An 18,126-nucleotide genomic window follows, 5' to 3' on the forward strand; every position below is an offset into this window, starting at 1 on the left:
GGGAAACCGGCCGGAGCGTCTTTCCAATTCACGAGGAGGGGAAACACTGATGATGCACAAACCACTTGCCGCTGCGCTGCTGGGCGCCATCGGCCTGGCTGCCATGTCCGACGCCGGTGCCGCCACGCACACGCGCGTCCAGGCTCAATCCATGGGCAAGATCGCGCCCGCAGCCCTCGCCAGCCGCATCGGCCTGGACGCCGATGCCTCGCTGTCGCCACGCCTGCAGGCACACACCGCCCACGGGACCCTGAAAACCCGTGAGCAGCAGACATTCCGCGGCGTGCCCGTGTACGGCCGCCATGTCGTGGTGGAGCACGACGGCAGCGGCAACGTACTCGGCGTCAGCGGCGAAATTTCCCGCGGGATCGGCCATGACATCGCCTCGGTCGCTCCCGCCATCAGCGGCGCCCGCGCCACCGCCCTGCTGCGTGCTCACGCCGGCCTGCTGCCGTTCGGCATCGGCGTCAACGGCATCCAGGACAGCGACATCCAGAACGCGAAGAGCGATCTGTACGTCTACGCCGAGGGCAACCGCGCGCGTCTTGCCTACGTCACCTCATTCTTCGTCGACCGCAATGGCGCGCCGACACGCCCGATGGCCATCATCGACGCCAATTCCGGGGAAGTGATCCAGTCCTGGGAGGGCCTCACCACCAAGGGCAAGCCGGGTGGCGGCGGCACGACCGGCACCCCCGCCCTCGCCACCGGCGCCGGCGGCAACCTGAAGACCGGCCAGTACTTCTACGGTACCGACTATGCGGCGCTCGCCGTCACCCAGTCCGGCTCCACCTGCACCATGCAGAATCCGGACGTGAAGACCAACAACATGGCCGGCAGCACGCGCCGGGGCACGCTGTGGAGCTTCATCTGCCCGACCAGCAGCGGCGACGCCGCGAACGGTGCCTATTCGCCGATCAATGACGCACACCACTTCGGCAGCGTCGTGCACGACATGTACAACAACTGGCTCGGTGCGCCACCGCTGAGCTTTTCGCTGGTGATGAACGTGCACTACGGCCGCAACTACGAGAACGCGTTCTGGAACGGCTCGTCGATGAACTTCGGCGACGGCGCCAGCTACTTCTATCCGCTGACCTCGCTGGACGTCACCAGCCACGAGATCAGCCATGGCTTCACCGAACAGAACTCCAACCTGCAGTACTCCGGCCAGTCCGGCGGCATGAACGAGGCGTTCTCGGACATGGCCGGCGAAGCGGCCGAGTACTTCGACCGCGGCCACAACGACTGGCTGGTGGGTGCCGAGATCATCAAGAACGGCACCGCGCTGCGCTGGATGTGCACGCCGACACTGGACGGCGGCTCGATCGACAACGCGGCGAACTACACCAGTTCGCTGGACGTGCACTATTCCAGCGGTGTCTACAACAAGGCGTTCTGCACGCTGGCGAAGTCGTCGAACTGGAACACGAAGAAGGCCTTCGAGGTCTTCGCGCGCGCCAACGCGATGTACTGGACGGCCACTTCCACGTTCAACGCCGGCGCCTGCGGCGTGGAAACCGCGGCGGACGACTACGGCTACTCGCGCAGTGACGTGGTGGCGGCATTCAACGCCGTCGGCGTGACCTGCCAGTAAGCAACAAGGAAGTACGTGGTCAGGAAGGGCCGGCCCGCCAGGGTCGGCCCTTCTTGTTGCCTTCGAGAGACCGCGGCACCCATGCCGACTTCATCGGCGCCGCACGCGAACACCTTGCACGGCGACGCCTTTGCAGCACGAAATGGGCCGCCCGGGATTGCAGTCCCGCTTCGCTTGCGGAACAGTGGGCGGATTCCTTTCACGGATCGCAGCATGGCGCAGCAACCCATCACCCTCATCGGCGGCGGCCTGGTCGGCGCGCTGCTGGCGCAGCAGCTGGCGCAACGCGGCTTCGCCGTCGAGGTTTTCGAGAAACGACCTGATCCGCGGCTGGCTGGTTTCCTTGGTGGCCGCTCGATCAACCTGGCACTGGCCGAGCGCGGACTGCAGGCGTTGCGCACGGCCGGTCTGGCCGACGACGTGTTGCAGCGCGCGGTGATGATGCGCGGGCGCATGGTGCACGACCGTGACGGCAACAGCGGCCTGCAGCGCTACGGCGTGGACGACAGCGAGGTGATCTGGTCGGTTTCGCGCGGCGCGCTGAACATGCTGCTGCTGGATGCGGCCGAGGCGGTCGGCGTGCGTTTTCATTTCGGCCAGTCGCTGGTCGGCGCCGACTTCGGGCGGCAGCGCATCCGGCTCGCCGACGAGGCGGGCGTGCAGCGCGAACTGGATGCCGGGCTGCTGATCGGCGCCGACGGCGCCGGCTCCGCGGTGCGTGCGGCGATGAACGCGCATGCGCCGCTGGGCGAGCGGATCGAATCGCTCGGCCACGGCTACAAGGAACTGGAGATTCCGCCGGCCGGTGCATTGCCCGCTGCCGTGCTGCGGCTCAGCGGCGGTCGCGACCAGTTCGCGCTGGAGCCGCACGCGCTGCACATCTGGCCGCGCGGCGGCTACATGTGCATTGCACTGCCGAATACCGAGGGCAGCTTCACGGTGACCTTGTTCCTGCCGGCACAGGGCGCCGCGCCGAGCTTCGCCAGCCTGCCCGACGCCACGGCCGCGGCCGCGTTCTTCCGCGAACAGTTCCCGGGCCTGCTGCCGCTGATCCCGCGTTTCGACGAGGATTTCGACAGCCATCCGGTCGGCACGCTGTCCACGCTGTACCTCGACCGTTGGCACCTGGACGGCCGCGCGCTGCTGCTTGGCGACGCGGCGCACGCAATCGTGCCGTTCCACGGCCAAGGCATGAACTGCGGCTTCGAGGACACCGTGGTGCTGGCGAACCTGCTGGCCGAGGCGCCGGACGACAGCGCCGAAGTGTTCGCCGAATTCCAGCGCGTGCGCCAGCCGAACGCCGACGCGATCGCCACGATGGCGCTGGAAAACTACGTGGAGATGCGCGATTCGGTGGCCGACCCGCACTACCTGGCCAAGCGCGAACTGGGCGCCTTGCTGGCTGAACGCATCCCCGGCCATTACATGGCACGCTATCGCCTGGTGACGTTCACCCACGTGCCCTATGCCTACGCGCTCGAACGCGGTCGTGCGCAGGACCGACTGCTGGAACAGCTGCTGCGCGACACGCCGAACGTGGCGGATATCGACATCGAAGCCGCCGCGCGGCTGTTCCAGTCGAAGCTGGCGCCACTGCCGGGACTGCGCCATGGATGAGGCCCTGCTCGAGGCGTTTCACGCCACCGCCTACCATGTCTGCCTGGACACCGTGACCTGGGCAACGATACGCGTGGATCTGCCCTTGCCGGCCCAGCTTGCAGGCGCGGTCGGCTCGCGCCCGTGGGCTTTCATCACGGCATGGAACCCGCACGCGCGCCGACGCCCGCCGGCAGAGAACCTGGCCGCACAACGCGAACTGCTGGCCGCGCTGCAGAACCAGCCCGGTGTCACCGTCCATCCGGCCCTCGGGGTGGGTACTTCCGGCTGGAGCGAGCCCAGCCTGTTCGTCGTGGGAGCGGGCATCCAGGCGCTGGACAAGCTGGCCAGAATCCATGGGCAACTGGCCTACGTGCACGGCGAAGCTGACGGCGCCGCCCTGCTGCGGGTGCTGGACTGACCCGCTCAGCGGCAGCGCGCCGCATGGACAAGCGCCACCGGCATTGCGGACAATCAGGGCAATGACTGCCAGCCGCACCGCCACGCCCCTGCTCGAAGCGCGGGCCTTGAGTTTCCATCGCCAGGACGAACCGGTGTTTGCGCCGCTGGATTTCCAGTTGCATGCGGGCGAACTGGCCCTGGTCGAGGGCGACAACGGCAGCGGCAAGACCACCTTGCTGCGCATGCTGGCCGGCCTGCTCCACATCGACGCCGGCGAACTGCACTGGCGCGGCGAGCCGCTGCAGCGCGACCGCTGCGCCGGCGAGATCCTGTTTCTGGGCCATCAGCTCGGCCTCAAGGCGGATCTCAGCTCACGCGAGAACCTGCGCATCGCCGCCGGCCTGCACGGCTACCGCGACGACGCCCGCGTGGCGACGGTGCTGGCCCGGATCGGCCTGCGCGGTTACGAGGACGAGCCGGTGCGCCGGCTGTCCGCCGGCCAGAAGAAGCGCGCCGCGCTGGCCCGCCTGCTGTTGCTGCCGGCCACCCTGTGGCTGCTCGACGAGCCGTACGCGAACCTCGACCGCATCGGTATCGCGCTGGTGAACGACTTGCTGGAAAGCCACACCGACGCCGGTGGCGCAGCCATGGTCACCAGTCACGGCACGGTGAGTTTCCACGGCGGCGAACCGCGACGGATCCGCATGCATGACTGACGCACAACACCTCATGCATGGGCTCCTCTTCCTGCCGGCGGGAGCAAAGCCATGAGCCGTCCGGACCTCGCCACCGCCTGCGCCGCGATGCTGCGGCGCGACCTCACCCTCGCCTGGCGGCGGCGTGGCGACATCGCGATGCCGGTGCTGTACGCGCTGATCGTGACCATGCTGTTCCCGTTCGCGCTGGGGCCGGAGGACACTCTGCTGCAACGGATCGCCGGCGGCGTGGTGCTGGTCACCGTGTTGCTGGCGATGCTGCTGGCGCTGGACGCGATGTTCTCCAGCGACATCGAGGACGGCTCGCTGGAACAGCTGGTGCTGGCGCCACAGCCGCTGGCGCTGCTGCTGGGCATGAAGATCCTCGCCCACTGGATCACCACGGCGTTGCCGCTGATCGTGATCGCGCCGTTGATGGCCGCGATGCTGCACCTGCCCGGCGCGGTGATCCCGGTGCTGTTGCTGGCGCTGCTGCTGGCCACGCCGCTGCTCAGCCTGCTCGGCGCGGTGCTGGTGGCGCTGACGGCCGGCACCCGGCGCTCTGGTATGCTGCTCGCTTTGATGTTGCTGCCGCTTTGCGTGCCAGCCGTGATCTTCGCCGCCGGCGCTGTCGCGGCCGCCCAACAGGGTTTGCCATGGCTCGCACCGATCGCCTGGCTCGCTGCCGCGCTGGTGCTGGCCGTGGTACTGGCGCCACTGGCCTGCGCGGCAGCTCTTCGTATTGCCCTGGACGCATGACTGATCATGGCTGACTGGATCCCGCTCTGGTTGCACAAGCTCGGCTCGCCGCCGACGTTCTACCGCTTCGCCGGCACGCTGCAGCCATGGGCGATGACGCTGGCGTTGCTGCTCGGCGCGGTCGCGCTGTACGGCGGCCTGGTGCTGGCACCGGCCGACTACCAGCAAGGCGATGCCTACCGCATCATCTACATCCACGTGCCCAGCGCCGAGATGAGCATGTTCATCTACGCGGTCATGGGCGTGGCCTCGTTCATCGCGCTGGTGTGGCGGATCAAGCTGGCCGAGGTGGTGGCGATGGAATCGGCGCCGATCGGCGCGGCATTCACCTTCATCACTTTGGTCACCGGCTCGCTGTGGGGCAAACCGATGTGGGGCACCTGGTGGACCTGGGACGCGCGGCTCACTTCCGAGCTGGTGCTGCTGTTCCTGTTCCTGGGCGTGATCGGGCTGTACCACGCGTTCGAGGATCGCCGCCAGGGCGCGCGCGCCGCGGCGTTCCTGGCGATCATCGGCATCATCAACGTGCCGATCGTGCACTTCTCGGTGAACTGGTGGAACACCTTGCACCAGGGCAGCACGGTCAACGTGTTCGGCCAGTCCAAGATGTCCTGGGACATGCTGTGGCCGCTGCTGACCATGATGCTGGCCACCAAGTTCTATTACGCCGCCAGCCTGTTCCGCCGCGTGCGCAGCGACCTGCTGGCGCTGGAAGGCGGCAAGGACTGGGTGCGCAAGATCGCCGAAGACGAGGCCTACCGATGAGCGCCCTGCAGCACTTTTTTGCGATGGGCGGTTATGCCGCCTATGTATGGCCGGCCTACGCGGTGTTCTTCATCGTGCTGATCGCCGACACTGTCGCGCCGCGCGTGCGCCGTCACCGCGTGCTGCGGGAACTCCGCGCACGGCTGGCACGTCAACAAGTACGCCAGGATCGCGCCGGCAGCACCTCCATCCCCACTCCACCATCCCCTTGAGGGGGCGGCTCCCGACATGCCCATGAACCCCACCCGCAAACGCCGACTCACCATCGTGCTGTCGATCCTCGCCGCGGCCGCCGTCGCGGCCGTGCTGGTCGTGCTGGCGCTGCAGAACAACATGAACTACCTGCTCACCCCGAGCCAGGTGCAGTCGGGCGAGGCGGCCAGCTACAACACGTTCCGGCTCGGCGGCATGGTCAAGGCCGGTTCGATCCAGCGCTCGAGCGACTCGCTCAAGGTCACCTTCACCGTGGTCGACGCCGGTGGCGCGATGCCGGTGGAGTACACCGGCATCCTGCCCGACCTGTTCCGCGACAACCAGTCGGTGATCGCCACCGGCCACATGGACGGCGCCCGCTTCGTCGCCACCGAAGTGCTGGCCAAGCATGACGAGACCTACATGCCGAAGGAGCTGAAGGACGCCATGGCGAAGGCGCACGAAGGGAAGCAGGTTGAAGAAGCCGCCGCGGCGCAGGACAAGATGCCATGACCCCCGAACTCGGCCAACTCGCGTTGATCCTCGCCATGCTGCTGGCGCTGGCGCAGAGCGTCCTGCCGCTGGTCGGCGCGTGGCGCGGCAATCGCGCGCTGATGGCAGTGGCGCGCCCGGCTGCGGCCGGTCAGGCGGTGTTCGTCGCCATGGCCTTCGGCATCCTGGCCTGGGCGTTCCTGCGCTTCGACTTCTCCGTGCAGTACGTGGCCGACAACTCGAACCTGGCATTGCCCTGGTACTACCGCATCGCCGCGGTGTGGGGCGCGCACGAGGGTTCGTTGCTGCTGTGGATCCTGATCCTCAACGTGTGGACGGTGGCGCTGGCCGCGTTCAGCCAGAAGCTGCCCGAGGTGTTCGCCTCGCGCGTGATCGCGGTGATGGGCCTGATCGCGGTGGGCTTCCTCGCCTTCATCATCTTCACTTCCAACCCGTTCGGGCGGCTGCTGCCGATGCCGGGCGACGGCGCGGATCTCAACCCGGTGCTGCAGGACCCGGGCATGACCTTCCATCCGCCGATGCTGTACATGGGTTACGTCGGTTTCTCGGTGGCGTTCGCGTTCTCGATCGCCGCCCTGCTCGGCGGCGAGCTGGAGCAGGCGTGGGTGCGCTGGGCGCGGCCGTGGACGAACGTCGCCTGGGCCTTCCTCACCTGCGGCATCGTTGCCGGCAGCTGGTGGGCGTATGCCGAACTGGGCTGGGGCGGCTGGTGGTTCTGGGATCCGGTCGAGAACGCCAGCTTCATGCCGTGGCTGGTCGGCGTGGCGCTGATCCACGCGCAGGCGGTCACCGAGAAGCGCGGCTCGCTGCGCGCGTGGACGATCCTGCTGTCGATCTTCGCGTTCTCGCTGTCCCTGCTCGGTACCTTCCTGGTGCGCTCGGGCGTGCTCACCTCGGTGCATGCGTTCGCCTCCGATCCGCGCCGCGGCGTGTTCATCCTGGCCTTCCTGACCATCGTGGTCGGCGGCTCGCTGCTGCTGTACGCGCTGCGCGCACCGAAGGTGCTCGGCGGCAAGTCGTTCAAGGTGGTATCGCGTGAAACCGCGCTGCTGATCAGCAACCTGATGTTCGCAGTGGCCGCGGCGATGGTGCTGCTGGGCACGCTGTTCCCGCTGATCGGCGATGCGCTGAACCTGGGCCGGATCTCGGTCGGGCCGCCCTATTTCGGCTTCCTGTTCCCGCTGCTCATGCTGCCGGTGGTGCTGTTGCTGCCGTTCGGCCCGTTCCTGCGCTGGGGCAAGGGTGACACGCCGGTGCTGAAGCAATTGCTGCTGCGTGCCGGCATCGCCGCGGCAGCCTGCGCGATCGTGGCGGCGTTCTTCGTCGACGGCCAGCCCAAGGCGATTGCCGGCGTGGCAGCGCTGGTCTGGCTCACCGTCGGCGTGCTGCTGTACGCGCTCAAGCGCTGGCGCGAGATGCCGCGCGGCCGCCGTTACCCGGCCGAGATGGCCGGCATGCTGCTGGCGCACCTGGGCGTAGGCGTGTTCGTGGCCGGCGTGCTGTTGTCCGAGTCGCTCAGCGTGACCCGCGACGTGCGCATGGCGCCGGGCGAGACCCAGCACATCGGCAACTACGACTTCCGCTTCGACGGCGTGCACCACACGACCGGGCCGAACTGGACCGCCGACCAGGGCGTGGTTACGGTCACCCGCAACGGCAATGAGACCACCGTGATGCACCCGCAGAAGCGCACCTACCCGCGCGGCCAGGTGCAGACCGAATCCGCGGTGGACGCCGGCATCACCCGCGACCTCTACGTGGCGCTGGGCGAGCCGATGGACGCGAACGACATCGAGGGCGCCTGGGCGCTGCGGCTGTACTACAAGCCGTTCATCCGCTGGATCTGGGCCGGCGGCCTGCTGATGATGCTGGGCGGCCTGGTCTGCGCCACCGACAAGCGCTTCCGCATCAAGCGCAGCGCCAGGGCCGAAGCCGGCGCCGAAGCTGCCGACGGCCTGCAGATACAGGAAACGCGCGCATGAGTCGCCTGCTTCCGTTCATCGGTTTCATGCTGCTGGTGGGACTATTCGGCTTCGGCATCTGGTGGAACACCCAGCACGACCCGAATGCGATCCCGACGCCGCTGCTGGACAAGCCGGCGCCCGCGTTCAACCTGCCCAAGCTGTATGAGCCGACCCAGATGGTCAGCAAGGCCGACTTGCTGGGCAAGCCCTACCTGCTCAACGTGTTCGCCAGCTGGTGCATCGAATGCGGTGTGGAACACCCGGTGCTGACCGCCGAAGGCCCGACCCTGGGCGTGCAGCTGGTTGGTTACAACTACAAGGACGCGCCGGACGACGCCAAGGGCTGGCTGGCGAAACACGGCAATCCGTACGACCTGCTGATCGCCGACGAGCCGGGTCAGACCGCCATCGACTTCGGCGTGTACGGCGCGCCGGAGAGCTTCCTGATCGATGCCAAGGGCGTGATCCGCTACAAGCACATCGGCCCGTTGACGCCCGACGTGATGGCGAAGGAACTGAAACCGGCGATCGCGGCGATGCTGAAGGAGGCGCCGTGATGCGGCTGCTCCTGCAGGTGCTGTTCGTGGCATTGCTCACGTTTGCCGGCGTCGCGCACGCACAGGCGATCGAGCCGATGCCGTTCAAGGACCACGCCCAGGAGTTGCGCTTCCAGCAGCTCACCCACCAGCTGCGTTGCCCGATGTGCCAGAACGAGACGCTGGCCGATTCCAACGCGCCGATCGCGCGCGACCTGCGCAACCAGATCTTCCAGATGATGCAGCAAGGCAAGAGCGACGAGGAGATCAAGCAGTACCTGGTCGCGCGCTATTCCAAATTCGTGCTGTACGACCCGCCGCTGACGCCGGGTACCTGGCTGCTATGGTTCGGCCCGCTGCTGATCCTGCTCGGCGGCGCCGGCGTGGTGCTCGTGGCGATCCGCAAGCGCAGCCGCATCGGCAGTACCGCCACTGAAGCACCGACCGACAACGGGGACGACTGGTGAAGACCGCTTTTTTGATTGCCGCCGCCGCGATGGTCGCGGTAGCGCTGGCCGTGCTGTTGCTGCCGCTGGTGCGCCAGGGCCGCAAGTCCGGCCGCTCGCGTGGCGTATTCGCCGTGACCCTGCTGATCGCGCTCGTGCTGCCGCTGGGCACCGGCGCGCTGTATCTGCTGGTGGGCACGCCGGCCGCATTGAACGGGGTGACCGCCGCGGCCGCTGCGCCGATCAGCATGCAGCAGGCACTCGCCGAATTGCGCACGCATCTGCAACAGCAACCGGACGACCTGCAGGGCTGGATGCTGCTGGCCCAGACCAGCAGCATGCTGCGCCAGCCGGCCGAGGCACGCGACGCGTTCGACCACGCGCTGAAGCTCGCCCCGAACAACGCCGAAGCGATGATCGGCTGGGCCGAGAACGACTCGATGACGCGCGGCGACCATCGCATCGAGGGTCGCGGACTGGAGCTGCTCAAGCGCGCCGTGCAATTGCATCCGGACAGCCAGCGTGGCCTGTGGCTGCTCGGCATCGGCAACTTCCAGCGCGGCGAGTACCGCGAGGCCGCCGCCACCTGGCGCCTGCTGCAGCCGCAGCTGGAGCCGGGCTCGAACGTGGCCAAGGCCGTCGCTGAACAGATTACCGTGGCCGACGCCCGTGCCGGTGGCGCACCCCCCGCCGCCGCGTCGAGCAGTGCCGCCGCTGCCCCGCAGGGCGCTACGTTGCAGGTGCAGGTAACGCTGGCACCGGCGCTCAAGGACAAGCTCGCCCCCGGCGATGCCTTGTTCGTCTACGCCCGCGCGGAGAACGGACCCCCGATGCCACTGGCGGTGGCCAAGCTCGATCCTGCCCAGTTGCCCACCACCGTCACGCTGACCGATGCGATGGCGATGACGCCGGCGTTCAAGCTGTCCTCGGTCGAGCGCGTCTTCGTCGGCGCACGGATCAGCCACAGCGGCCAGCCGGTTGCCCAGCCCGGCGACCTGGAAGGCGACGCCGGCGTGGTCGCGGTGGAGCGCAAGACGCCGGTCAAGATCAGCATCGACAAGGTGCATTGACCGTGGGCGACGCGCGCCGCTATTTCGCCCTGCCCTCGCCGTTCCCGATGAAGCGCGGCGGCGAATTGCACGGCGCGCACGTCGCCTACGAAACCTGGGGTACCTTGAACGCGGCGCGCGACAACGCCGTGCTGGTGCTCACCGGCCTGTCGCCCAGCGCGCACATGACCTCGTGCGAGGAAGATCCCGCGCCGGGCTGGTGGGAAGGCATGGTCGGTCCCGGCAAGGCGATCGACACCACGCGCTGGTTCGTGATCTGCGTGAATTCGCTGGGTAGCGACAAGGGCTCGACCTGCCCCGCCTCGATTGACCCGGCCAGCGGCGAGCCGTACCGGCTGGCGTTTCCCGAACTGGCGCTGGAAGACGTTGCCAACGCCGCGCATGGCGTCGCCAGCAGCCTCGGCATCAGCCAGCTGGCCTGCCTGATCGGCTGCTCGATGGGCGGCATGAGCGCGCTGGCCTACATGCTGCTGCACCCGCACAGCGTGCGCGCGCACATCAGCGTGGATACCGCGCCGCAGGCACAGCCGTTCGCGATCGCGATCCGCTCGCTGCAGCGTGAGGCGATCCGGCTCGATCCGCACTGGAACGAGGGCCGCTACGACGACACCAGCTACCCCGACATCGGCATGAGCATCGCGCGCAAGCTCGGCGTGATCACCTATCGCTCGGCGATGGAATGGAACGGCCGCTTCGCGCGGATCCGGCTCGATCCCGAGCAGCGCGAGGACGAGCCGTTCGGCCGCGAGTTCCAGGTCGAGTCGTACCTGGAAGGCCACGCCCAGCGCTTCGTGCGCCACTTCGATCCGAACAGCTACCTCTACCTGTCGCGCGCCAGCGACTGGTTCGACATCGCCGAATACGGCCATGGCAGCGTGCTGGAAGGACTCAAGCGCATCCGCATCGAGCAGGCGATGGTGATCGGCGTCAGCACCGACATCCTGTTCCCGCTGCAGCAGCAGGAACAGATCGCCGAAGGTCTGCAGGCCGCCGGCGCCCGGGTGGAATTCGTGGCGCTGGATTCGCCGCAGGGCCACGACGCGTTCCTGGTCGACATCGACAACTACAGCCGCGCCATCGGCGGCTTCCTGAACCGACTGGCGGCCGCCTGACGTCCGCGCTGCTAAGCTAGGCAGCTTCCCGCGCCACCCGAGACCATCATGCTTACCCTGGATTTCCCCGGCAGCCGCACCCTGATCGACGCGATCGACGCCGCCGTGGTCAAGCCGACCACCCACGAACTCACCGACAGCCTGCGCAACAGCCTGTGCAAGCTGATCCGCGAGAATGCGGTGACCCTGCCCGACTGCGTGTTCGAGGCGAACCCCGAGCACTACGCCCGCCGCGAGCTGTACCGCAGCGAGCAGTACGGCTACTGCGTGGTGGCGATGACTTGGGGGCCGGGCCAGGGCACGCCGATCCACGACCACGACGGCATGTGGTGCGTCGAAGGCGTGTGGAACGGCGCGCTGGAAATCGTGCAGTACGAACTGCTGGAACACGACGCGCAGCGCTACTGCTTCCAGCCGGTAGGCTCGATCCAGGCCGGCGCCGGCTCGGCCGGCAGCCTGATCCCGCCGCACGAATACCACAGCATCCGCAATCCCAGCGACAGCGCGGTCACCGTCAGCCTGCACATCTATTCCGGCCCGATGCTCCGCTGCTCGGTGTTCCAGCCGCTGCCGGAAGACCGCTGGTACGGCCGCGACGTGCGCCAGCTGGGACTCGACCGCGTGCACTGAACCCGGCATAATCCCCTGCTCGCACATGCCGGTGTGGCGGAATGGTAGACGCGGCGGACTCAAAATCCGCTTGTGGTGACACAGTGGAGGTTCGAGTCCTCTCACCGGTACCAATGCAATGAAAACCCCGCCTTGCGCGGGGTTTTTCATGTCCGCCTACAACTCCCGCACCACGCGAAAACCCACGCGGCCGCTGCGCAGGTCACCGTCGGCGCCCTGGCGGTAGGCCGAGTCCACCTGGTCCGGCGAGCTGCCCCACGAGCCGCCGCGCACCACGCGGGAACGGCAGCCCGGGTTGATCCAGGCGCTGCCATCGTTTGGCGCACGGACATAGTTGTCGTGCCAGCAATCCTGCGTCCACTCGGACACGTTGCCGTTGATGTCATACAAGCCGAACGGGTTCGCGGCGAAGCTCATCACCGGTGCCGGCCCCCAGTAACCGTCGCGGTAATTGCGGAAGGCATGGCTCCAGCGTCGGCCGCTGCGCGAGCGGTCGCCGGAACCGGTCAGGTTCTCCACCGGACGGGGCGGCATGCCGTCACCCCACCAGTATCGGGTGCCGGTGCCACCGCGCAACGCGTACTCGAACTCGGCCTCGCTGGGCAGCCGGTAGGTCTTGCCGGTGCGCTGGCCGAGCCAGTCGGCATACGCCTTGGCGTCGTTCCACGAAACGTTCACCACCGGCAGCCTGTCGTCGGCCTTGCGACCGGCGTAATCGTCCTGCCAGGTCGCATTCGAATCGTCGTGCAGCGCGCCGCTGCGCTCGTCGTACACGCTGGCGCCGCCGAGCTTGACCGAGTCGGGCACGTAGCCGCTGGCGCGCACGAATTCGCGGAACTCCGCCACCGTCACCGCCGTCCGTGCCATCGCGAAACCCTTGCTGACGGTGACCGTATGCTGTGGCTGCGCGGCGTCGACGCGGTCCTCGTCGGCAGCGGATACGCCCATCTGGAAACTGCCGGTGGGAATCACCACCATCGTCGGCGCCTTGCCCGGCAAGTCGACGTAGCGGTCGGTGAATAGCTGGCCCGGCTTGTAGCTGGCATACAGGCGTGCATTGGTCAGCTGTTCGTCGAACGCCGCCAGCGCCGCCAGATCCGGGGCGATCGCCCGCACCTGCGCCGCCAGCTTCGTCGCCAACCCGACATTGCCGGCGTCCAGTGCCGAGTGCGCCTGCGCCAGCATGCCGCTCGCGCGCTGCTCGCGCATGTCGTCCACGCGCTTGTGCACGTCGCGCATCTGCTGCGAGCCGGGGCGGATCGCCTGCGCCGTGGCCAGCTCGCGATCGGCGCCGGCAAAATCGTTCTGCGCCACCGCCGCCAGCGCGCGGTCGAGCACCGCACGCTGCACCTGGAAGATGCCCTGCTCGGCCACCGCATTCTGCGGGTCGAGTGTCTGCACCTCGCGGTACAGGTCCAGCGCACTGCCACCGGCGGGCCGGTCGGCCTTGCCCTGTTGCAGCAGGCCGGCCGCCTTCGCCAGCATCGGCCGCACCTTCTCCAGGATCTTCAGGCTCGCCTCCAGCTGGGTCACTTCCGCTTCGGCATTCGGCAGCGTGCGCAACGCGTCGAGCAGGTCCCGCGCCGCGTCGACGTCGCCCACCGCGATATCCTGGTCGGTCTCCGCCACCAGCCGCGCGCGCACGTCGAACAGGCCCTGCACCGCGCGACGGCTGTCCGGCTTGTCCTTCAGCGCCTGCTGGAACAACGCCGCAGCGCTGTTCCCGTCGCCGACCAGCTGGCCGGCATGCAACGCCTTGGTCGCCCGCTCCAGCAGCGCCTGCACCTCGGGCGGGTCCGCGCTCAACTGCTCGGGCAGGTTCGCGTTCTTGCTTTTGCGCGCGGCAATCACCGCTGTCGGCGCCAGCGTCAGCGGTGGCCCGGCGTTGAGTTCGCTGATCGCCGACACCCGCTCCGGCTGCAGGCCGCTGCCCGGCGTGGCGGCACCCAGCGACATCGAACGGCGCGGTGCCTGAATCGGATTGACATGAAACAGTCGCGGAAAGAAGTGGTACGTCAGCGCGAACCCCAGCACGATCACCCCGAACGCCCCACCGAGAGTGCGCTGACGGCGCAGGGTTGCGTTGTTCGGCATAGATGGGCGTCCTTGGTGCGGCCTGTTATCGTGCGCTGCTCACCATAGGCACAAACCGCCGGCAGGGCAATCCGCCCGGCGTCTTTCAAGGAGTACCGATGTCACTGCCCGAAACCGCTGCCGCCGACTGGATCGACCGCCCCGACGCACTGCAGGCATGGCTGGCTGCGATACCCGCCGACGCCGCCGTCGGCCTGGATACCGAGTTCATGCGTCGCAACACGTTCTATCCGCAACTGGCGCTGCTGCAGCTGGGCTGGAACGGACGCTACGCCTTGATCGACCCGCTCGCGTTCGACATCGGCGCCGCGTTGCAGCCGTCGCTCGGCGCCGGTCCGGCGGTCACCATCATGCACAGCGCCGGCGAGGACCTCGAAACCCTCGCGCCGTTGCTGCCGGACGGCCCGCACCAGTTGTTCGACACCCAGATCGCCGCCGCCTTCGCCGGCATGGGCTTGGGCATGAGCTACCGCGCACTGGTCACCGAACTGACCGGGGTGGACCTGGACAAGGGCGAGACCCGCTCGGACTGGCTGCAACGCCCGCTCACCGATTCGCAGCGCAGCTATGCCGCGCTGGACGTTGTATACCTGAAAACCATCCACGAACAGCTGGCCGAACGCCTGCAGCAGCGCGACCGCAGCGCGTGGCATGCCGAGGATTGCGCACGCCTGAAGCAGCGCGCCAGCCACCGCGACGGCGACCCGCAGCCGCAACGCGCGCTGCGTGGCGCCGCCGACTGGCCGGTCGCGCAACAGGCTCTGCTGCGCCGCCTGCTGCTGTGGCGCGACCGCAGCGCGCGCCGCCTCGACGTGCCGCGCCCCTGGCTACTCGACGACACCCTGGCGCTGAGCCTCGCGCAACAGCCGCCGGCCAGCCTTGGCGATCTCGAACAGCGCAGTCGCGGCCAGCGCGCGCTGCGTGCCGCCCAGCGCAGCGAGCTGCTCGAACTGCTGGCACCCGCGATCAGCGCCGAGGAAATCGCCGCCACCGCGCGCATCCCCGGCCATCCGCAAGGCGAGGCGAAGAAAGCCCTCGGCGACATGAAACAGCTGATCGACAGCCTCGCCGGCGAACTCGACTTGCCGCCCGGCCTGCTGTGCCCGCGCAAGGTGCTGGAGGAATACGTGGTCACCGCCGAGTGGCCCGACTTCCTCGAAGGCTGGCGCCGCGACGTGCTGCACGACCGCCTGGCCAACCTGCTGCCCGGCTGATCCCGACCGGAACCGCACGCAGGGCTTGGCGAAAACCGGCACACGCTGCTAATATTCGCGGCTTCCGTGGGGCGGTAGCTCAGCTGGGAGAGCGCCACGTTCGCATCGTGGAGGTCGTGGGTTCGATCCCCATCCGCTCCACCACGGATTTTACGATCGACGGAAAGCCGGCCTTGCGCCGGCTTTTTCGCGTGTACAGAAAGCCGCGATTACCTCACTCAGTGCGCGCTGCCGGCCCCCGCCCCGCACAGCTTCTCCATCAGCTCGGCCTGCACATCATGGACGGCCTCGTTATCGGCGGGTGCCGAATGCAGATATTCGCCATCCGCCTGCAACAGTGACGCGCCGACGTTGTCGTCGAGGTACCGCTGCAGGGTGTTGCGCACGCGGTGCTGCAGCTTCTTGCCCTCGATCGGGAACGCGGTTTCAACGCGGCGGTCCAGGTTGCGTTCCATCAGGTCGGCGCTGGACAGGTACAACTGCGGCTCGCCGTCGTTGGCAAACCAGTAGGCGCGGCTGTGTTCGAGGAAGCGGCCGATGATCGAACGCACGCGGATGTTTTCGGAGACGCCGGCCACGCCGGGACGCAGGCAGCAGATGCCGCGCACGATCAGGTCCACCTGCACGCCGGCGATGCTGGCCTTGTACAGCGCGCGGATGATCTTCGGCTCGGTCAGCGCGTTGACCTTGAGGATGATCTGCGCCGGCTTGCCGGCAGCGGCGTGCACGGTCTCCTGCGCGATCAGTTCCAGCAAGGCCTTCTTCAGCGTGAACGGCGCATGCAGCAGCTTCTTCATGTGCAGCACCTTGCCCATGCCGGTGAGCTGGCTGAACAGCTTGTGCACGTCTTCGCACAACGCCTCGTCGGAGGTGAGCAGGCTGTAGTCGGTGTACAGGCGGGCATTGCCGGTGTGGTAGTTGCCGGTGCCGAGATGGGCGTAACGCACCAGCTCGCTGCCCTCGCGGCGCTGGATCAACACCAGCTTGGCGTGCGTCTTGATGCCGACCACGCCGTAGATCACCATCGCGCCGGCCTGCTGCAGGCGCGAGGCAAGCGTGAGGTTGGATTCCTCGTCGAAGCGCGCGCGCAGTTCGACCACCGCGGTCACTTCCTTGCCGGCGCGGGCGGCATCGACCAGCGCGTCGACAATCTCCGAATTCGCGTTAGTGCGGTACAGCGTCTGCTTGATCGCCAGCACCTGCGGGTCCTTCGCCGCCTGGCGCAGCAGGTCGACCACCGGCGCGAACGACTCGTACGGGTGCAGCAACAGCACGTCCTGTTTGCCGATCACCTCGAACAGGTCTTCGGCGTGCAGCAACGCCTTCGGCAGCACCGGCGTGAACGGTGGGTATTGCAGTTGCGGATAGCTCACGTTGTTGGCGATGCGGAACAGTCGCGCCAGGTTCACCGGACCGTTCACTTCATACAGTTCGGACTCGGCGAGGCCGAACTGCTTGAGCAGGTGGTCGGTCAGATCCTTCGGGCAGTTGTCGGCCACCTCCAGCCGCACCGCGTCGCCGAAGCGGCGCGAATACAGCTCGCCGCGCAACGCCAGCGCCAGGTCCTCGACGTCCTCGGGGTCGAGCGTGAGGTCGGCGTTGCGGGTCAGCCGGAACTGGTAGCAGCCAAGCACCTGCATGCCGGGGAACAGTTCCTCCGCATGGGCGTGGAGGATCGAGGACAGCAGCACGTAGTTGTCGCCACCCTCGCAGATTTCCAGCGGCATGCGGATCAGCCGCGGCAGCACCCGCGGCGCCGGCACGATGGCCAGGCCGGAGTCGCGGCCGAACGCATCCACGCCATCCAGCCGCACGATGAAGTTGAGGCTCTTGTTGACCAGCAGCGGGAACGGATGGGTCGGGTCGAGCCCGATCGGGGTGACCAGCGGGGCCACTTCCTCGCGGAAATAACGGCGCACCCACAGCTTCTGCTTGTGCGTCCACTGCGTGCGCCGCACGATGCGGATGCCCTGCGTGGCCAGCTCCGGCAGGATGCGCTCGTTGAGGATTGCGTACTGCCGTGCGATCTGCCGGTGCGCGATATCGCTGATCTCGGCCAGCGCACGCTTGGGCGGGATGCCGTCCGGGCCGATCATCTCGTGGTCCAGCGCGATCTGGCCCTTCAGCCCGGCCACCCGGATCTCGAAGAACTCGTCCATGTTCGCGGAGAAGATCAGCAGGAACTTCAGCCGCTCCAGCAGCGGCGTGCGTTCGTCCAGTGCCTGGTCCAGCACGCGGATGTTGAACTGCAGCTGCGACAGCTCGCGATGGATGTACAGCCGGCTGTCGCTGAGGTCCGGCTCGGGTGTCGACGGTGCGGCATCGTTGGCGGCGGGCGCGGCAGCGTCGCTCGGCAAGGTCTCGCGAATCAGGCGGCTGTTCATCGGTACACCGGGTCCGGCAAAGGTGGATATGGCATTCCTGCATGGTAGCCCGCCGCGGACGGGGCCGGGCCGGCGCGCCGGCAGCGGGTCAGGCATTGCTCAGCCTGCGGCATTTTGCTGACCGCAGGATGACACTTGCACCCGCGGCCGAACGATC

At 67.8% G+C, this 18,126-nt stretch carries 17 protein-coding genes and 2 tRNA genes; 17 read left to right on the forward strand and 2 right to left on the reverse strand.

What is annotated here, in order from left to right:
- Positions 1-49 precede the first annotated feature (49 nt).
- From ABD024_RS09885 to ABD024_RS09955, 15 genes are all read left to right on the forward strand, one after another.
- The gene (locus ABD024_RS09885; RefSeq protein WP_343852095.1) at positions 50-1,597 is read left to right on the forward strand and encodes a M4 family metallopeptidase; all 1,548 of its coding nucleotides are present in this window, start codon (positions 50-52) and stop codon (positions 1,595-1,597) included.
- Positions 1,598-1,810: 213 nt separating this feature from the next.
- Positions 1,811-3,214 (forward strand): FAD-dependent oxidoreductase, encoded by a 1,404-nt coding sequence (locus tag ABD024_RS09890; RefSeq protein ID WP_343852097.1) that lies wholly within the window; start codon positions 1,811-1,813, stop codon positions 3,212-3,214.
- Positions 3,207-3,614, forward strand: coding sequence for a DUF3293 domain-containing protein (locus ABD024_RS09895; RefSeq protein ID WP_343852099.1), 408 nt, complete (start codon positions 3,207-3,209; stop codon positions 3,612-3,614). Before ABD024_RS09890 ends, ABD024_RS09895 begins: the two co-directional genes overlap by 8 nt.
- Before the next feature lie 61 nt (positions 3,615-3,675).
- Complete coding sequence (gene ccmA, locus ABD024_RS09900; RefSeq protein WP_343852101.1) at positions 3,676-4,311, forward strand: cytochrome c biogenesis heme-transporting ATPase CcmA; 636 nt, start codon at positions 3,676-3,678, stop codon at positions 4,309-4,311.
- A gap of 51 nt (positions 4,312-4,362) precedes the next feature.
- Positions 4,363-5,049, forward strand: a complete 687-nt coding sequence (ccmB, locus tag ABD024_RS09905) for a heme exporter protein CcmB (RefSeq protein WP_343852103.1) — start codon at positions 4,363-4,365, stop codon at positions 5,047-5,049.
- 6 nt (positions 5,050-5,055) lie between these two features.
- A complete protein-coding gene (locus ABD024_RS09910; protein WP_343852105.1) occupies positions 5,056-5,814 on the forward strand; it encodes a heme ABC transporter permease in 759 nt (252 codons plus the stop codon).
- The gene (ccmD, locus tag ABD024_RS09915; protein ID WP_343852107.1) at positions 5,811-6,026 is read left to right on the forward strand and encodes a heme exporter protein CcmD; all 216 of its coding nucleotides are present in this window, start codon (positions 5,811-5,813) and stop codon (positions 6,024-6,026) included. Before ABD024_RS09910 ends, ccmD begins: the two co-directional genes overlap by 4 nt.
- A gap of 22 nt (positions 6,027-6,048) precedes the next feature.
- Positions 6,049-6,519, forward strand: a complete 471-nt coding sequence (ccmE, locus tag ABD024_RS09920) for a cytochrome c maturation protein CcmE (RefSeq protein WP_343852109.1) — start codon at positions 6,049-6,051, stop codon at positions 6,517-6,519.
- Positions 6,516-8,501 carry a heme lyase CcmF/NrfE family subunit gene (locus tag ABD024_RS09925; RefSeq protein WP_343852111.1) on the forward strand — a complete coding sequence of 662 codons (1,986 nt, stop codon included), beginning with the start codon at positions 6,516-6,518 and terminating at the stop codon, positions 8,499-8,501. Before ccmE ends, ABD024_RS09925 begins: the two co-directional genes overlap by 4 nt.
- Positions 8,498-9,040: a DsbE family thiol:disulfide interchange protein gene (locus ABD024_RS09930; protein ID WP_343852113.1), complete on the forward strand. Its 543-nt coding sequence runs from the start codon at positions 8,498-8,500 to the stop codon at positions 9,038-9,040. Before ABD024_RS09925 ends, ABD024_RS09930 begins: the two co-directional genes overlap by 4 nt.
- Positions 9,040-9,486, forward strand: a complete 447-nt coding sequence (locus tag ABD024_RS09935) for a cytochrome c-type biogenesis protein (protein WP_343854622.1) — start codon at positions 9,040-9,042, stop codon at positions 9,484-9,486. Before ABD024_RS09930 ends, ABD024_RS09935 begins: the two co-directional genes overlap by 1 nt.
- A complete protein-coding gene (locus ABD024_RS09940) occupies positions 9,483-10,535 on the forward strand; it encodes a tetratricopeptide repeat protein (protein WP_343852115.1) in 1,053 nt (350 codons plus the stop codon). Before ABD024_RS09935 ends, ABD024_RS09940 begins: the two co-directional genes overlap by 4 nt.
- A gap of 2 nt (positions 10,536-10,537) precedes the next feature.
- Entirely contained in the window at positions 10,538-11,647 is a 1,110-nt protein-coding gene (gene metX, locus ABD024_RS09945) for a homoserine O-acetyltransferase MetX (protein WP_343852117.1), read from the forward strand.
- Between the two features lie 48 nt (positions 11,648-11,695).
- Entirely contained in the window at positions 11,696-12,277 is a 582-nt protein-coding gene (locus tag ABD024_RS09950; RefSeq protein WP_343852119.1) for a cysteine dioxygenase family protein, read from the forward strand.
- Between the two features lie 27 nt (positions 12,278-12,304).
- A tRNA-Leu gene (locus ABD024_RS09955) sits at positions 12,305-12,390 on the forward strand.
- A gap of 43 nt (positions 12,391-12,433) precedes the next feature.
- On the opposite strand, the gene ABD024_RS09960 is transcribed toward ABD024_RS09955, so the two are convergent.
- On the reverse strand, positions 12,434-14,371 hold the full coding sequence (locus ABD024_RS09960) for an SUMF1/EgtB/PvdO family nonheme iron enzyme (protein ID WP_343852121.1): 1,938 nt from the start codon (positions 14,369-14,371) through the stop codon (positions 12,434-12,436).
- A gap of 98 nt (positions 14,372-14,469) precedes the next feature.
- Here ABD024_RS09960 and rnd point away from each other — a divergent pair, with 98 nt between their 5' ends.
- Both rnd and ABD024_RS09970 read left to right on the forward strand, forming a co-directional pair.
- Entirely contained in the window at positions 14,470-15,585 is a 1,116-nt protein-coding gene (gene rnd / locus ABD024_RS09965; RefSeq protein ID WP_343852123.1) for a ribonuclease D, read from the forward strand.
- Between the two features lie 68 nt (positions 15,586-15,653).
- Positions 15,654-15,729: transfer RNA gene (locus ABD024_RS09970), tRNA-Ala, on the forward strand.
- Between the two features lie 74 nt (positions 15,730-15,803).
- Here the strand turns inward: ABD024_RS09970 and ppk1 are convergent.
- Complete coding sequence (gene ppk1 / locus ABD024_RS09975) at positions 15,804-17,969, reverse strand: polyphosphate kinase 1 (RefSeq protein ID WP_343852125.1); 2,166 nt, start codon at positions 17,967-17,969, stop codon at positions 15,804-15,806.
- Positions 17,970-18,126: the final 157 nt, after the last annotated feature.

Source organism: Rhodanobacter soli (assembly GCF_039523495.1).
GTDB classification, from domain to species: Bacteria; Pseudomonadota; Gammaproteobacteria; order Xanthomonadales; family Rhodanobacteraceae; genus Rhodanobacter; species Rhodanobacter soli.

Bases quoted from the DNA above. Each gene is read 5' to 3' on its own strand.
- ABD024_RS09925 (WP_343852111.1), top strand. From the start codon at position 6,516: ATGACCCCCGAACTCGGCCAACTCGCGTTGATCCTCGCCATGCTGCTG.
- ABD024_RS09930 (WP_343852113.1), top strand. From the start codon at position 8,498: ATGAGTCGCCTGCTTCCGTTCATCGGTTTCATGCTGCTGGTGGGACTA.
- ABD024_RS09895 (WP_343852099.1), top strand. From the start codon at position 3,207: ATGGATGAGGCCCTGCTCGAGGCGTTTCACGCCACCGCCTACCATGTC.
- ABD024_RS09885 (WP_343852095.1), top strand. From the start codon at position 50: ATGATGCACAAACCACTTGCCGCTGCGCTGCTGGGCGCCATCGGCCTG.
- ppk1 (WP_343852125.1), bottom strand. From the start codon at position 17,969: ATGAACAGCCGCCTGATTCGCGAGACCTTGCCGAGCGACGCTGCCGCG.
- rnd (WP_343852123.1), top strand. From the start codon at position 14,470: ATGTCACTGCCCGAAACCGCTGCCGCCGACTGGATCGACCGCCCCGAC.
- ccmE (WP_343852109.1), top strand. From the start codon at position 6,049: ATGAACCCCACCCGCAAACGCCGACTCACCATCGTGCTGTCGATCCTC.
- ABD024_RS09960 (WP_343852121.1), bottom strand. From the start codon at position 14,371: ATGCCGAACAACGCAACCCTGCGCCGTCAGCGCACTCTCGGTGGGGCG.
- ABD024_RS09950 (WP_343852119.1), top strand. From the start codon at position 11,696: ATGCTTACCCTGGATTTCCCCGGCAGCCGCACCCTGATCGACGCGATC.
- ABD024_RS09910 (WP_343852105.1), top strand. From the start codon at position 5,056: ATGGCTGACTGGATCCCGCTCTGGTTGCACAAGCTCGGCTCGCCGCCG.
- ccmA (WP_343852101.1), top strand. From the start codon at position 3,676: ATGACTGCCAGCCGCACCGCCACGCCCCTGCTCGAAGCGCGGGCCTTG.
- ccmD (WP_343852107.1), top strand. From the start codon at position 5,811: ATGAGCGCCCTGCAGCACTTTTTTGCGATGGGCGGTTATGCCGCCTAT.
- ABD024_RS09935 (WP_343854622.1), top strand. From the start codon at position 9,040: ATGCGGCTGCTCCTGCAGGTGCTGTTCGTGGCATTGCTCACGTTTGCC.
- ccmB (WP_343852103.1), top strand. From the start codon at position 4,363: ATGAGCCGTCCGGACCTCGCCACCGCCTGCGCCGCGATGCTGCGGCGC.
- ABD024_RS09890 (WP_343852097.1), top strand. From the start codon at position 1,811: ATGGCGCAGCAACCCATCACCCTCATCGGCGGCGGCCTGGTCGGCGCG.